The following is a 14,652-nucleotide window of genomic DNA, read 5'->3' on the forward strand; positions in this document are numbered from 1 at the left end:
TTTCCAACATATTGTATTTATTCGTATCGTAGAGATTCCATCGGATCGAGCTTGGCAGCCTTCGATGAAGGCATCAAACCAGCGATAATACTAATCCCTGTACTTACTACTAATCCGAATACGATATAAGATCCAGATAAGTTAATAAGCTTTACGCCAAATGCATTTTCCAGAAGTATATTTAAGCCAAAGCTAATGATAGCTGCAAAGATTATGGCGAAGACACCGCTAAATATTCCCAATAATGCGGATTCGGAAAAGAATATTCGCTTGATATCTTTCTTTCTTGCCCCAATCGCACGAAGGATCCCAATTTCTTTAGTCCGTTCCACTACACTAATATAAAGTACAACCAATATCATAATCCCTGATACGATGAGCGAAATCCCCGCAATACCAGATAGAACGATCGTAGCCATATCCACATAAGTTGTGATACGCTCCATGATTTTTGCCGTTTGGGAGCCCGAGAAGCCCGCATCAACAGCCGCTTTATTAATATCATTCACATATTTCATATCCGTTGCAAAAGCATTAACCTGAATCGGGCCAATGGTAATCCCTTTATCAATATACATTTGCTCCAGTGTCTGTGTTGGAATATATCCTGTTGGTGACATTTGCGCTCTTGGATCAGTGGCTTCATAAACACCAGAGACCGTGATTTCTTTTTCCAATGTGATCGGTTTATGTTTAGCATCCATTTCATTAATATACAGATGAATAGACTTCCCTACCATAGCATTCGGTTGGTCATTTCCACTTAATTGACTCGCTATTTTCGTTGGTAATAATACTTCATTTTCTTTCGGTAAAGCCCCTGCTTTAATCGTCGCTTTATCAAACGTATCGTTTAAGGTGGTTAATTGTGTAAGACTACTCGTTTGTTCCCCAAAAACCGTAGTAGATTTGCCTGTAATGGTTGTTATGGACTCTACATGATCTACATTTGGAAGGTTACGAATCGTTTCAACATCGGCCTTTGTAAACGTAACGCCGGGTAACATCATCGCTTCTGGGCCCTTCATGTCCTTGGCTTCTGGATTTGGCTTAGTGATATCCACCAGCAAAGGGTCCATACTTGAATTTATTTCATTATTAATATAGCTCGTGATCCCATTTCCTAAGGAAAGCATCAAAAGTACACTTAAAATACCTATCGAACCACCCAATGCTACCAATACATTACGTTTGGCATTAAGCTTCATATTTTGAAGAGCCATTTTGAAAGAAGCCATTAAGCTGAGGTTTCGAGCCGAACCATCTCCACCATTGTAGGTAGCCATGGAACGTTCCTTCAAATGAATATCGTCTTTAACCAATCCCTCTTCAAGCTTAACGATACGGCTACCGTAATCAGCTACTTTCTGCGAGTGGGTCACGGTAATGACCAAAATCCCTCTTTTCGCTATGCTGTCCAACAAGACTAATATTTGATCCCCTGTATCCTTATCCAGCGCACCCGTAGGTTCATCTGCCAGTATAATATCTGGATTGTTCGACAATGCGCGTGCAATGGATACCCGTTGCTTCTGTCCACCGGACAGTTGATTCGGACGTTTTTTCAGATGATCCTTTAATCCTACCTCCGTCAAAATCTCTATAGCACGCTTATTACGTTCCTTTTCGCTTGTATTCGTCATCTGCATCGCAACCGTAACATTTTCCAAGACGGATAAGTGTGGAATCAGATTAAAGTTTTGAAATACGAAGCCGATGTTGTTTTTGCGATAGTCATCCATTTCCTTTTCGGTCATCTTGCTTAGGTTCTTCCCGCGAACAAGGACATCGCCTTCATAATCAGAGTCCATTCCACCAATGATATTCATTAGTGTGGACTTTCCGCAACCAGACTCACCGAGGATGGAAACAAATTCACCTGTCTCAAAGCTTAAATTCACATCATGGAGTACTGGAACCTTTTCCTTACCATACAAAGTATACGATTTTTTAACATTCTTAACCTCTAATATGTTCATTCCGATCTCTTCCTCTCCTGGGTCACGCTCTTTTTCTCTGTCTTTGATGTTGCCTATCCTAACAAATTTATGTGAACTGATAATGAACTGGAGACTTTCATGATTTGCAGCGAAAAAAGACAACCTTCAATAACTGAGGTTGTCTTGTCCTGATCTATAAGAAATTAGTGAGTCATATAATAGGCAATTCGCCCAATTTCTTTACCTGCGTAATAAACGATATCAAAGATTAGCACTGCTAAGATAAATTTAGAGAACAACGGATACTTGTTAAATAAAGGCTTAATACTCTTCTCTATGAACTCCATTCATGTTCCCCTTTCTTTAAGCTAGCGCTCTTTTTCGTAACAATCTAATTTGGCCTCTGTGATTAATTTCATCTTCGAATACATGAAACCACATGAAATAGTAGTTCGCCTGTTTGTTATGCCAGAATTCCTCTTCTGTATATAACCAGTCATCATCAACGTTTGCGAACAATGCATACGTTCTTTCTCTTACTTCATTTAAACGGTCTAAATAATAGTTAAGATCATTCCCTTTAATCATTTCTCGCCCTTCGTCACCTAAGCTTAACGCTGGCCCCCATATGGTTAATTCTTCCTCAGACAAATCTCTTCCCTCAAACGTTGCCACTTGATACGCATATTCTACCGCAGCGTAGTGTGATAATAACGCTCCAATGGAGTTGCTTTCTGAGTCCAATAAGTAGTCCAGTTGTTCCACTGTTAGACCGGCAACGGCTTGTAGTGTTGTGTGTCTCGCATAGTTCATCATGGATAAAAGACGACTAATTTGCGGTGAATAACCGGGGATATCTGTAATCAGATATATTTTGTCCATGTCGATCATAGTGTGATCTCTCCTTCATATCTTCGAAATTGTAAATTTAACAAGACTATGTATTTGTCCAGTTCAAAATTGCTCCGTTCTAACAAGTCCCAGCCGTTTTCCCTCCACGATAGCTTCGGATCTGGAGTGTACACTCAGCTTCTCAAAGATTCTCGTCAAGTTATACTCCACAGTTCTTTGTGACATTAAAAGTTTGCTGGCTATGTCTTTGTTGCTTTTTCCACTGGCAACTTCTTGGAGTATCTCTTGTTCTTTTTGATTAATAGATACTTCTTCAATGAACTGATTATCCCGGTTACTGGATATCTTGATATCACTTCTGCGCAGCTGCTTTAGTAAAGATACTGGAATGACAGCCTCATTTCTTAGTGCACAACGAATGATATTTAACAACTGTTCTCTGGAAGCTGTCTTAGAGATAAATCCTGTAACCCCTGACTCTATCAACAGGTTATAATGCGCACTGATTTCATATCCGGTATATATCACTACTTTAGATTCGGGATCACGCTGAACGGCTCTTTTGGTGAATTCGAGTCCGCTAATGGTAGGCATATTAAGATCGCATAATATCACATCAAATCCTTGCTGCTCCAGCCTATCGAAAGCTTCCATTGCTGACAAAACAAAGGTTACCTCCATATCAGCATCCTGCTCAATCATGTTTTTGGTTCCTTCTCCAACTGAAGGATGATCGTCAACCAACAAGATACGTATCATCGTCATCGCCTCCTCTATTTTTCTCCTCTACAAGTGTCATTGTCGGTAAATAAATAGTAACCTCCAACCCTTTACCCTTCTCCGAGTTAAACTTACATTTTCCTTCTAAACTCGCTACACGCTCTTTGATACCGGACAAGCCCATATGATGAAATGATTCTTTAATATCTCCGATATTCATTCCTACTCCATCATCCTTGTAACAGAAATAGAGCTGCTCTTTCTGTTCCAGTTCAATCTCAATCTGATTTGCCTTGGCGTGCTTCCCGGCATTTCTCAGAAGTTCCTGCACAATTCGATAAAGAGCTATCACCAATTCATCACTTAACTCGCCTATCGGATTTGATGTAAAGCTAATAAAATAATTGGACTGCAGCTGAGCATACTCAAATAAAATTTCCAGCGCCTTCACAATCCCAGCTTCCCTAAGAAGCGGAGGACGCAGTTCATTGCAAGTCTCCCGGATCTGATAGATAACATCCAACAGCCCCTCTTTGATCTGAAGCAGCTCCGGTAAGATTTCTTTTGAAATGTCGTGATCGGAGATCAGCGTTTCTAGCCTACGAAGCCAAATAAGTTGATCTTGAAGGGCAGAATCGTGTAAATCTGCCGCCAGCTTTCTTCGCTCATTCTCTGACAAGTTAAAAATCAGGCGCAGAACCCAGGGTGACCCATGTTGCTCTTTTTTCATTTCAGCTTCAAGGTCTTCAATCAGACCTTCAATCAGATATAAATTCTCATAGACGATGCTTGCATAGTTTGCGATGGTGTTTAACCAATTTAGCTCATCCCTATTCGTCTTGATATGATTCTTCTTATGATCGATCCATAGGAGATGAACACTCTTTTTATGGCGACCTATCACTAGTAGGATCCCTTGCTGAAGTTGAATGACCTCCCCTACTTTAAGAACAGGGTATTGTGATACAAATTGTATATAGATGTCTTGGCCAGAATCATCCACGATTGGCTCGAGACTATGCAAATTCTCATCCTCATCTATCTCAAAAAAAGCCAACCGATTAACCGGTAAAATCTCATTGATCTCCTTGTTGAGTGCAGCTTCCAAATCAGATACCTTCATAACCTTTGAGATTTGCTTAGAGAATCGTTCCAAACTCCCTTGATAATGATGAAGTTCATGGACCAGCTTAGGCCGGAAATAATGATCTATTTTCTCCTTAAAAAATAAGAAAGTCGTAATCGATAAATACACCACCAAAAACATCTGAACCCATTTGATCCAATCATATTCCGGCCTACTCTGAATGATCGCCAGTACTACCACAATGATTAGCGCCGGAATGAAAGCAATGAACAGATCATATTTGAATCGACTAAAAGCGAAATCAATATCAAATAGCTGTTTAGCAGTGAGCAGATAAAAATAGGTAACTGGCATTAAAAACAAGAAAATCGTAGTGATTTCGTAAGGAATCAAGTCGATCCCAAAAGCTATCGGCACAGCTGAAAGAAAAATAAATGGTGTAAACGCAAGGATTTGTCCGGTTAGCATAATTTTAAGCATCGATTTAAGTGCTGTGCTCCGATAATTGATGTATACATAGAGCAGCTTAAATATGCTGTATAAGATGCCTACAACAAAAAAACCAATAATAATTAGACGCATAAAGGAATATAAGGCTCTATCCCAGGAGTAAATAACTAAACTAAAGCTTGAAACCATACCAAGTAAAATGACGAATCCGTAGGATGTCTTGATAAGAAAATTAGAAAGAAATAGAACATTAAATCCTTTCAGATGTACTTGGACAAAGTGGATAAACACCAGCGGGATTAAAGGTAGTAAGCCACTCATAGTAATTCTACCGATGAGATCTGATCTGCTTGAGGCATATCCGGCGAAGTACGTCACTCCCACCAATAAAAAGAACAAAATCAGCAGTTCAGCTGCGCGTTCTCCATTTTTTCTACGGTATAAAAGAAGACTTAACACCATCAAAAAAACAAAGGTTGCTCCAGGTACTACAAGCTGTGTGAACGTATGATATACCGACAATTTATTCTTGATATCATAATGTTCTGCGATCAGGATACCCTCTTTAGAAATACGGAGGAGATCAATGGATTGAACTTGCGTGAGATTTCCGTATCTCACCGGTCCATCCACTTTTTCAATCGGTGTTCCATTAACCGCTACTAAAATATCCCCTTCCCGTAAATTCTGCTTATAGCCCTCACTGGAAACGTCGACCTCTGCGATATAATATTGTCCTTGTTCATTCTGCTCCAGGCCAACTTCAAGTAAGATATTGGAGTGAATGATTCCCACAAAATGAATGATAAGAAAGGCAAAAACGCATAGTAACCCTGATATGAAAAAATAACGGAGTTTCATTCTCATTTGAATCCCCCGGAAGAACAAAATTATACATATTTGTAATTCAGATCATGTATCCTCTACTATCTTAAATGAATTCAATAGGGAATAATATACTTTTATGCATGATATTCCTTCATTTATAAACGAACGCAAGAGTTATTGCGCTAAACTGATCGGCTGCCGTTTAATCCTGAGGTTTCGATTCAGAATCCAAACTGCTACAGCACCATATAAAATTACCGGGACCCAACCACTCTCTCCAGCTACATACTCTAGCATCGGTGATGAACTCGAAGTAATACTGCGCAACACACTATCTAGAGCATTATTAGTTCCATGTAAAAGCACTGCCGGCCATATACTGCCAGAGGTCAGACGCAGTTCATTAATAATAATTCCCGCAAATACAACGGATAAAGTGAACAGGGTCAACACAAGCCAGCGGTTCCCTGAAGAATGATAGGCACGTGGGCCAAGAATCGCGGGATAATGCCATATTGCCCAGATAAAACCCATTGTGATACTGGAACTAACTCTTCCCATCCATTGAAAGCGCGGAAGCAGCCAGCCCCTCCATCCTATTTCTTCCCCCAATGCAGATAGCGAACCCAGAACAATATAAACGACCAAATATATAGCCGTCTTGATCCATGAATCTGGAGGATTCAAGCTTGATGCCCATCCTGTCCAATAGACAGCATAACCCGCTCCTAGTGAAATTAAGGGAATAACCAAAGCCAATATGTATTCTTTCCCACCTCTAAATCTGAAACCTAACCTTCTCCAGCCCTCAGCACGATAACCATCGCGTACAATCAAGAACATCATGAGAAATACTGTGAGCAACGGGGTAAAACCGTACAGACCTTGTGCTGATTCTGGGAGTAGCAGCATCCCAAGTGCCATTGCCCACACCATAATAATAAATAGAAGAGATTGTTTCTTGTCAGAGAGCAATATTCTCACCTACCTTTTTATAATTAAACGCCTATTTTTCCTATATAATCCAATTCTACAATAGAAGCCAGGTCATTTCACCGAAAATAACTGCCGTTAAACCCGCAAATCTTTTGCGGTGGTGCACCTCAAAACCTCCTCATCTGGCATAAAACTCAAACTACCTTCTCATACTATGGGGAGAATATGGAGGTGAATGTCATGCCAAAAAATAACGCCAGTCCCAAAGGTGAACCAGGCAAACATCAACCAAGTAAGAAAAACAATGCACAGAATAACAATAACTTTAATGAAGCGGCTCAGATGGTTAACATCGATAAAGCTGCCGATTATGTTCCCAGCTTAAACGGTGTTTCCAAAACCGACGTCTAAACCGCACTGTTAAACAAAAAAACACTCCTCAGAATATTCTGAAGGAGTGTTTCATTTCAAAGATTATATGCGATGCGTTAAGCCTACTACACCGTTACTGTAAGCTTTTGAGTCCACAAGATGAAGTGGGACTTGATTCGTGATCTCGTCAAAAAGACGCAATCCAGAGCCAACGACTACGGGACAGATATTAAGCCTAAGCTCATTTAACAATACATTTTGTAATAGGGATCTGACTAATTTCGGACTACCAGGGACCTGAATGTTCTTTTCAGGCTGTTTGCTTTAGCTTCATTATCTCCTCGAAGAGATTGCCCTTGATCAGGCTTGCAGGTTGCCATTCGAGCATGTCCTCTGTAATCGTACTGGAGACCAGATATTTGTCAGAATGGTTCAGGAATCTTGCCATGGGTAAATCGTCACCCTAATCCTGCTAGAATCTTTCTAGATGAATTTTCTGCATCTTGTTCATGATGATCTACAGGCACACTCATCACTCCTTGTACCAGAAATGAGTACTTAACACTCGATCCGCAATATAAGACATTCTTGATTATTTCAAGTTTTCTAACTCGACGGTCACTTTTTCAATCAGATTCACGAAGGAGGCCAGTTCTTGAGAGCCCTTCACCTGATCTCTGGAATACATGGAATTGTGTTCTGATTCTTTTTTCACCTTGGACAGTGTGGAGTTGATATTATTCAGCTTCTCATCAATCGTTCCTATTGAATCTTTAGAGCGGCGAGCTAACTTGCGTACTTCATTCGCGACGACTTCGAAACCTCTTCCGTACTCCCCTGCTCTTGCTGCTTCAATGGCTGCGTTTAAGCCCAAAAGATGCGTATGATCAGCCACTTCCCTAATCATTGTACCCACTTGATGAATAGACTCTACCTCTTTGTCGAGATATAACACAGTTTGATGTGTTTTCTCTTGATAATCAGCATTCTTACTAGCTAATTCCTCGATGGATTCACTGCTATCTTTCAGTTGAACCATTAAGGATACTAATTCTTGAACCGCAGAACTAACACCTGTAAGCAAATGGTTTTGTTTTTCCAATAAATTTTCTATTTTTGCTTTTTCATCGACTTCGTAGGCTTCAAGAACCAACTGTGAATCCAGATTAAACATCTTGGTTAATGCATGTATGACGGGTTTCCAATCAGTCGGTAATATCCGTTCAAAATAAGCTGTAGCGAGATCTAAATATAATATGTAAGTACCCAAATACCAATTCGTTGTCAGACCAATACGCGAGTGAATTTTACCTATAAGCAGGCGTCTTTCAATAAAGGCTTCATCAATCACACCCGAGGCCATGGATAAAAAATACCACTGCTGCGTTTCCTTCAATCGATCAAGTGTACTGTGCTGTTCAATGATATGGAGTAGCTCAGGCTCCTCTATCATCTGCTTATACAATTCATCTACAAGGGAGCTTACGATTTGCTTGAATTCTTTTTCCTTCCCTTTCAATACATTTAAATCAGCCTCAGTAATCCCAATATAGCTAATTTGCTGTTGTCGCTCTAAACTAAGATTGATCATAATTTGGTCAACTTCCCTCTCATTTTGTTTATATAATGATCATCGCATCTTCCATGCCATCCCCTATGGCATCTATTTATCTTGATAATAAAGGTATTATTTTTATAAATTTTAACACTTTATTTACTTAAATAGTTTATTAATTTTACAAACTTTGCATTTCGTAGCATTATTCTTAGATCACACAAAAAAGAGGAGCTCCTGTAAAGGAAGCCCCTCTTAACATTATAACCTTACCCCACAGCAACAACTTGTTGCAGTAATTCTATCGTCATCCGGTCAATGAATTTCCTGAATTTCTCTTTGCCTTTAGCGTTGGCCTTATAGTAGTTAATCAATGATAAAATTACTGGAATGATTTGATCTTCACTTAGCCCTGACCTAAGGGATTGTGCAATCGAAGTTTTAAGCCCTTTCGGTTCTCCTCCAACAAAAATCTCATAGGTATTACGCATTTTGACAACGCTAATGTCTTTCAGCAAAGGCTCACTAGTACCGAGTGCACAGCCCGCATAACCAATCTTCAGTGGCATAGGTGTTTCAATCCCTGCTATGGACTGATTTAATTTCTGTGCAACTGCCAGACCTGCTTCCTCAGCCCCTCTGCAGAAATTACAGGCAATCAGGCTTTTCGTGACAAAACCAGCTGAATATACTTCCAAGCCTAGAAGCTCAAGTTGTTCTACGATCTCTTCACGCTGTTCCAGAGGAACCTCCAAATAAAGCTGTTTAAAAGATGTCATTTCAATTCCTGCATTCGTCCCTAGAATAGCTCCTATTGTAGCAAGCTGCGCTGGCGTAAACAGACTTCCCCCCACTTGAATTGGAGGCGCAATTGCAATTTTCGTGATCTCTCCCATGATCTCCGTCTCCATTCCTCTAACCATTTAGTTACGGATCTTCACACGTTGCAGACGTAGTGCATTAAGAACAACGGAAACCGAACTGAGAGCCATTGCCGCACCCGCTACCCATGGAGCCAAGAAACCAAGTGCTGCAATTGGGATGCCAAGTGAGTTGTAGCCAAGTGCCCAGAATAGATTTTGTTTAATATTAGTCATCGTTTTACGGCTCATGTAGATGGCATCAGGAATACTGGATAGATCGCCTCGCATTAAAGTAACATCCGCTGCTTCCATAGCCACATCCGTACCGGTACCGATAGCCATCCCAATATCTGCAGTTGCAAGGGCTGGAGCATCATTAATGCCATCGCCAACCATAGCTACTATCTTTCCTCGCGCTTGTAATTTTTTCACTTCCTCCGCTTTTCCTTCTGGAAGCACCTCAGCGCGTACATGATCAATGCCAACTTGAGCTGCGATGGCCTTTGCCGTACGTTCATTATCTCCGGTAATCATGATGACCTGGATGCCCATTCCTTTCAAGCGACTGACAGCAGCCTGAGAGGTTTCTTTGATGGTGTCCGCAACAGCTACCATACCCACGTACCCTTTATTTATAGCCACAAGCATTGCTGTTTTACCGGATTCTTCTAAAGTAGACATGATGTTATAAGCATGACTTGCCTCTACGCCGTATTTGTCCATGAGACGCCGAGTACCAATTAACAGCTCCTTGCCTTCCACGACAGCCTTAATCCCATACCCCGGTATCGCTTCAAAAGAGTCTGTCGCTGGCATTTCAATATTTCTTTCCAAGATGCCTGCGACAATAGCTTCTGCCAGTGGATGTTCTGAATTCTTCTCAGCTGCACCCACCAGTCTAAGAAATTCTGTCTCATTACCTTCGACCAAAATATCGGTAAGCTCGGGTTTCCCCTTTGTTACTGTACCTGTTTTATCTAAGATGATCGTGTCAATTTTATGTGTTTGCTCTAAATGCTCTCCGCCTTTGAACAGGATTCCCAGTTCAGCTGCACGTCCGGAACCAGCCATAATGGAGGTTGGCGTAGCCAGACCCAAGGCACAAGGGCAAGCGATAACTAGTATGGCGATTGCTTTTTCCAGAGCTCCTGCAAAATCACCCGGTGTTACGATGAAGTACCACACCAAGAATGCAATAACGGCAATCCCAACAACAATAGGAACAAAAATACCGGAGATAACATCTGCCACCCGTTGAATAGGAGCTTTCGAACCTTGCGCTTCTTCTACTACTTTAATAATCTGCGCAAGAGCGGTTTCTTTCCCTACTTTTGTGGCCTTAATTCGAAGCATACCGTTTTTATTAATCGTCGCTCCAATGACGGAATCTCCGGCTTTCTTTTCCACAGGAAGGCTTTCCCCTGTCAGCATGGATTCATCTACCGACGAGATCCCTTCCAGCACTTCACCATCTACAGGTACTTTATTCCCTGGACGAACAAGTACTATATCACCAGTAATAACTTCCTCTACAGGGATGCTTAATTCTTCACCGTCACGGACAACTAAAGCTGTCTTGGCTTGCAGTCCCATCAAGGATTTAATAGCTTCAGATGTCCGTCCTTTTGCCAAGGATTCGAACAATTTTCCCATTAGAACCAGGGTAATTAATACTGCACTCGTCTCATAATACATTTCTGGTCCATGATGCGCGCTCCCACCATTTGCAGCCCAAACTATGGTTAGGTACAAGCTGTAAAAAAACGCCGCCGAGGTCCCAAGGGAAACTAGAACGTCCATGTTCGCACTGCCGTTACGTATTGCTTTATAAGCACCGATGTAAAATTGTTTACCAATATAAAATTGAACTGGTGTTGCCAAAATCAATTGGAACCATGGATTCATAAAAAGGTCAGGCAGCCAAATCCACGAAGTAAACGAAAAGTGGCTCACCATAGCCCACAGTAATGGAAAGGATAGAATCGCGGAGATTAGAAGCTTGCTTTTTTGCTTGGTTAAATCTTGTTGTCGCTGTTTGGCTGGATCACCTTGCTCTTGTTTGGGAACAGCCTTGTAGCCAAGCTTATCCACCCGCTTCTGCATATCAGATACAGAAACTTCAACGGGATTATATTCGACATGTGCTGTTTCCATCGCAAAGTTCACGTTGGCTATGCTTACACCTGGTAGCTTATTCAGAGTCTTTTCAATTTTCAATGCACAAGCAGCGCATGTCATACCTACAAGCTGTAAATCTACAGCTTCTTTAGCCGTGCTATACCCGAGCTTCTGAATACTTGCTTCCATTTTACTTACGTCCACTATACTCGGATCATAAGTCACCGTAGCCCTTTCCATTGCAAAGTTTACGTTGGCTTCTGTTACACCTTCTAACTTGTTCAAGCCTTTTTCTATGCGGTTTGCACAAGCAGCACAAGTCATCCCTGTGATTTGTAATGAAGTTTGTGATTGTCCCGCCGCAGCAGTAGTCATTATATAAACACCTCTTCCACTTTTGTGATGATTTCTATTGTTTGTATCTTCCTCTCCTTGACATTAGCATACCCCCCTACCCTATATTATGTCAAGCGACAAGCTATACACCAAACACTTAAAAAGGAGTCCTCTCAGTAACAGAATCCTGTTTCTGAGAAAACTCCTTCATGAATCCTCTCTGAAGAGAGTCCTACTGAGTTAAGCGGCCATTTCACGGCAAATTTTCGCACAGGCAAAACATGCTTCTGCACATTGCTGGCAATGATCATGGTCATGTTTTTGGCATTCGTTGCCACAAGCTTCACAAGCCTCAGCACAAGCTAAACATAAGGCCTTGGCATATTTACTATTCATTGAAAGGGCATGCGCAGTGAATCCGCATATATCTGCACATTCACGATCCAGGCGAATGCACTCCTTCATCATTGCTACATGATCTTCCTCCAGGCAAGATGAGTAACAGTGATTACAAGCCACCATACATTTTAAACACTCTTCAATACACGCTTTATAGTTTTGATGTGACATCATAAAAGCTCCTCTCAGGATGTAATTTAGTATAGTCCCCTACTCTATATATACCCAATCGTGAGCTAACTTATCATGCTCAAAGAAATTATCCGGAACTAAACACTAGACAAGTAACTGTTTCTCAATTTCTTGACGATTGAACACAAATCCGAAAAATACCTGATTGTTAATGAAAATGGTAGGAACCAGCCTTTTTCCAGTTCGATTAAATAACGTATCTGCATGGTCAGGATGATCTGCAATATTAAATTCAGAAAATGGAATATGATGCTCACTTAAGAACTTTTTAAAATTTCTGCAATCCTCACAAGTCGGTGTTGTAAATACCTCTACGTTCATATGGGTCGTCCTCCTTCAGTATATCTCCTAACAACACTAGTATACCCCCCTATACTATATATGAATCTAAATAAAAAAAGGATTCCAACGAATCCTTTCTATTATCAATTTATTTATTTAATTAATTTATTGATAGTAATTAATAACTCATCTAACACTTCATTTTCACCATCTTGAATTCGTTCCACGACACAGCTCTTCATATGATGCTCTAACAAAAGTTTCCCTACGCCGTTCAAAGCAGATTGGACTGAAGAGATTTGATGCAGCACATCATCACAATAGGTGTCCTTCTCAATTAATCCCTTTAGCCCTCTCACTTGTCCTTCAATTCTATTGAGTCGGCTAACCAGGTTCTTTTTAGTCTTCTCAGAGTGATGACTTTTCCGTTCACCCGTGCTACATGATTCGTGCTCGTGCGTATGATCTTCCATGCACCAATCACTCCTTTCCATATAGTTTTATTATACTATAGCCTCCCTAATCTATTCAAAATATAAAATATAATTAGACTTTCATCATTTCATGGGATATCACCGATGTCTCAATTTGAATAGTAGTATGCTGGATTTTGAAGCTTTCCGCTATTAACTGAATGGCTTGCTGCAAAATACGTTGATCATCTTCCTGATCTTTGATTAAGAGATGACAGCTTAGTGAATCAAGGCCCGAGGTAATTGTCCAAATATGAAGATCGTGAACATTTATAACGCCCTCGATATTTTCTAGAACTGCCTTCACCTCAGCTGGATTGACTGTAATCGGTGTACCTTCCATAAGAACATGAACGGTATGTTTGATGATTCCCCAAGCGCCTCTAAGAATTAATAGAGCAACTAGTACGCTTATAATTGGGTCGGCAATATACCAGCCAAAAGTCATCATAACTAAACCCGCAACAATAGCCCCTACCGAGCCCAAAGCATCGCCAAGCACATGTAGATAAGCGCTGCGAAGGTTAATGTTATTCTTTACATCCCCTTTTCTCATAAGAGACCAAGCACTAGCAACATTGGCTAGTAGACCTATACACGCGATCAGCATCATAGAACCACTTGCAACCGTAGGCGGCTCAAAGAATCGACCATAAGCTTCCACGATAATAAAACCAGCAACTACAAATAAGGTCACCCCGTTCAATAGTGCCGCTAGAATTTCAAACCGATGGAATCCATACGTTTTATTGGGAGATGCAGGTTTAGTTGCAAACCAGACCGCCACTAGGCTTAATGCTAAAGAGCTTGCATCGTTTAGCATATGCCCACTGTCCGATAGCAGCGCTAAGCTGTTAGTGACCAGTCCGCCAAAAAACTCCAAAAACATAATTCCTACCGTAATTATTAATGCAATCATTAGTCCTTTTTTGTTTCCGCTAGGATCAAAATGATGATGACCGTGAGGTCCGTGGGAATGATCGTGTCCTGCATGGGAATGATTGTGATCGCTGTGATCGTGATCGGAGTGTTGCACGTCTACATGTTCAATCTGAGGGTTGTGATTATTCTTGTTCTTATTCATGATTTACCTCCTATTTACCTTCAGCAAGATAGTATTTGTATGCGCGCACAGCGGTATTCAAAAGCTCCAGATCATAATAACATATGAACAAGTGCTCATATGTTATTATGATCTGGATTTTTCTTCTTGTCAATAACAAAGCAGAAGAGGGACATCCTCAGCCAG

The 14,652-nt window shown here is 40.8% G+C and carries 16 protein-coding genes; 1 reads left to right on the top strand and 15 read right to left on the bottom strand.

Annotation, left to right across the window (positions count from 1 at the left end; all coding sequences use genetic code 11):
* Positions 1-17: 17 nt before the first annotated feature.
* The 6 genes from M2444_RS21105 to M2444_RS21130 all read right to left on the bottom strand — a co-directional run bounded on the left by M2444_RS21105 (position 18) and on the right by M2444_RS21130 (position 6,861).
* Positions 18-1,979 carry an ABC transporter ATP-binding protein/permease gene (locus M2444_RS21105; RefSeq protein WP_280787949.1) on the bottom strand — a complete coding sequence of 654 codons (1,962 nt, stop codon included), beginning with the start codon at positions 1,977-1,979 and terminating at the stop codon, positions 18-20.
* 164 nt (positions 1,980-2,143) lie between these two features.
* Entirely contained in the window at positions 2,144-2,287 is a 144-nt protein-coding gene (locus M2444_RS21110; RefSeq protein ID WP_179283668.1) for a hypothetical protein, read from the bottom strand.
* A gap of 16 nt (positions 2,288-2,303) precedes the next feature.
* Positions 2,304-2,831, bottom strand: a complete 528-nt coding sequence (locus tag M2444_RS21115) for a DinB family protein (RefSeq protein WP_280787950.1) — start codon at positions 2,829-2,831, stop codon at positions 2,304-2,306.
* A 63-nt stretch (positions 2,832-2,894) separates the two neighbouring features.
* On the bottom strand, positions 2,895-3,551 hold the full coding sequence (locus M2444_RS21120; protein WP_094876917.1) for a response regulator transcription factor: 657 nt from the start codon (positions 3,549-3,551) through the stop codon (positions 2,895-2,897).
* Positions 3,529-5,916 carry an ATP-binding protein gene (locus M2444_RS21125; RefSeq protein ID WP_280787951.1) on the bottom strand — a complete coding sequence of 796 codons (2,388 nt, stop codon included), beginning with the start codon at positions 5,914-5,916 and terminating at the stop codon, positions 3,529-3,531. Before M2444_RS21125 ends, M2444_RS21120 begins: the two co-directional genes overlap by 23 nt.
* A 135-nt stretch (positions 5,917-6,051) precedes the next feature.
* A complete protein-coding gene (locus M2444_RS21130) occupies positions 6,052-6,861 on the bottom strand; it encodes a CPBP family glutamic-type intramembrane protease (RefSeq protein WP_280787952.1) in 810 nt (269 codons plus the stop codon).
* Positions 6,862-7,053: 192 nt separating this feature from the next.
* On the opposite strand from M2444_RS21130, the gene M2444_RS21135 reads away from it, so the two are divergent.
* On the top strand, positions 7,054-7,224 hold the full coding sequence (locus M2444_RS21135) for a hypothetical protein (protein ID WP_156113190.1): 171 nt from the start codon (positions 7,054-7,056) through the stop codon (positions 7,222-7,224).
* Positions 7,225-7,287: 63 nt separating this feature from the next.
* On the opposite strand, the gene M2444_RS33590 is transcribed toward M2444_RS21135, so the two are convergent.
* The 9 genes from M2444_RS33590 to M2444_RS21175 all read right to left on the bottom strand — a co-directional run bounded on the left by M2444_RS33590 (position 7,288) and on the right by M2444_RS21175 (position 14,487).
* Positions 7,288-7,488 (bottom strand): dihydrofolate reductase family protein, encoded by a 201-nt coding sequence (locus M2444_RS33590; RefSeq protein ID WP_481857515.1) that lies wholly within the window; start codon positions 7,486-7,488, stop codon positions 7,288-7,290.
* A gap of 7 nt (positions 7,489-7,495) precedes the next feature.
* Positions 7,496-7,633: a hypothetical protein gene (locus M2444_RS21140; RefSeq protein WP_280787953.1), complete on the bottom strand. Its 138-nt coding sequence runs from the start codon at positions 7,631-7,633 to the stop codon at positions 7,496-7,498.
* 144 nt (positions 7,634-7,777) lie between these two features.
* Positions 7,778-8,776 carry a protoglobin domain-containing protein gene (locus M2444_RS21145; protein ID WP_280787954.1) on the bottom strand — a complete coding sequence of 333 codons (999 nt, stop codon included), beginning with the start codon at positions 8,774-8,776 and terminating at the stop codon, positions 7,778-7,780.
* Between the two features lie 233 nt (positions 8,777-9,009).
* Entirely contained in the window at positions 9,010-9,636 is a 627-nt protein-coding gene (locus tag M2444_RS21150) for a nitrite reductase (RefSeq protein ID WP_280787955.1), read from the bottom strand.
* Between the two features lie 27 nt (positions 9,637-9,663).
* Positions 9,664-12,096: a heavy metal translocating P-type ATPase gene (locus M2444_RS21155; protein WP_280787956.1), complete on the bottom strand. Its 2,433-nt coding sequence runs from the start codon at positions 12,094-12,096 to the stop codon at positions 9,664-9,666.
* Between the two features lie 201 nt (positions 12,097-12,297).
* Entirely contained in the window at positions 12,298-12,627 is a 330-nt protein-coding gene (locus M2444_RS21160) for a four-helix bundle copper-binding protein (RefSeq protein WP_094871080.1), read from the bottom strand.
* 105 nt (positions 12,628-12,732) lie between these two features.
* The gene (locus tag M2444_RS21165; RefSeq protein ID WP_094871082.1) at positions 12,733-12,969 is read right to left on the bottom strand and encodes a glutaredoxin family protein; all 237 of its coding nucleotides are present in this window, start codon (positions 12,967-12,969) and stop codon (positions 12,733-12,735) included.
* Positions 12,970-13,082: 113 nt separating this feature from the next.
* Complete coding sequence (locus tag M2444_RS21170) at positions 13,083-13,403, bottom strand: metal-sensitive transcriptional regulator (RefSeq protein WP_042131123.1); 321 nt, start codon at positions 13,401-13,403, stop codon at positions 13,083-13,085.
* 73 nt (positions 13,404-13,476) lie between these two features.
* Positions 13,477-14,487, bottom strand: coding sequence for a cation diffusion facilitator family transporter (locus M2444_RS21175; RefSeq protein WP_094871084.1), 1,011 nt, complete (start codon positions 14,485-14,487; stop codon positions 13,477-13,479).
* Positions 14,488-14,652 lie beyond the last annotated feature (165 nt).

It is taken from the genome of Paenibacillus sp. PastF-3, from assembly GCF_029893135.1.
Lineage (GTDB): Bacteria > Bacillota > Bacilli > Paenibacillales > Paenibacillaceae > Paenibacillus_AQ > Paenibacillus_AQ nitricinens.

What these genes read in the sequence shown, in the direction of transcription:
- M2444_RS21105 (WP_280787949.1), bottom strand. Translation starts at nt 1,979, where the DNA reads ATGAACATATTAGAGGTTAAGAATGTTAAAAAATCGTATACTTTGTAT.
- M2444_RS21110 (WP_179283668.1), bottom strand. Translation starts at nt 2,287, where the DNA reads ATGGAGTTCATAGAGAAGAGTATTAAGCCTTTATTTAACAAGTATCCG.
- M2444_RS21115 (WP_280787950.1), bottom strand. Translation starts at nt 2,831, where the DNA reads ATGATCGACATGGACAAAATATATCTGATTACAGATATCCCCGGTTAT.
- M2444_RS21120 (WP_094876917.1), bottom strand. Translation starts at nt 3,551, where the DNA reads ATGATACGTATCTTGTTGGTTGACGATCATCCTTCAGTTGGAGAAGGA.
- M2444_RS21125 (WP_280787951.1), bottom strand. Translation starts at nt 5,916, where the DNA reads ATGAGAATGAAACTCCGTTATTTTTTCATATCAGGGTTACTATGCGTT.
- M2444_RS21135 (WP_156113190.1), top strand. Translation starts at nt 7,054, where the DNA reads ATGCCAAAAAATAACGCCAGTCCCAAAGGTGAACCAGGCAAACATCAA.
- M2444_RS21140 (WP_280787953.1), bottom strand. Translation starts at nt 7,633, where the DNA reads ATGGCAAGATTCCTGAACCATTCTGACAAATATCTGGTCTCCAGTACG.
- M2444_RS21145 (WP_280787954.1), bottom strand. Translation starts at nt 8,776, where the DNA reads ATGATCAATCTTAGTTTAGAGCGACAACAGCAAATTAGCTATATTGGG.
- M2444_RS21150 (WP_280787955.1), bottom strand. Translation starts at nt 9,636, where the DNA reads ATGGGAGAGATCACGAAAATTGCAATTGCGCCTCCAATTCAAGTGGGG.
- M2444_RS21155 (WP_280787956.1), bottom strand. Translation starts at nt 12,096, where the DNA reads ATGACTACTGCTGCGGCGGGACAATCACAAACTTCATTACAAATCACA.
- M2444_RS21160 (WP_094871080.1), bottom strand. Translation starts at nt 12,627, where the DNA reads ATGTCACATCAAAACTATAAAGCGTGTATTGAAGAGTGTTTAAAATGT.
- M2444_RS21165 (WP_094871082.1), bottom strand. Translation starts at nt 12,969, where the DNA reads ATGAACGTAGAGGTATTTACAACACCGACTTGTGAGGATTGCAGAAAT.
- M2444_RS21170 (WP_042131123.1), bottom strand. Translation starts at nt 13,403, where the DNA reads ATGGAAGATCATACGCACGAGCACGAATCATGTAGCACGGGTGAACGG.
- M2444_RS21175 (WP_094871084.1), bottom strand. Translation starts at nt 14,487, where the DNA reads ATGAATAAGAACAAGAATAATCACAACCCTCAGATTGAACATGTAGAC.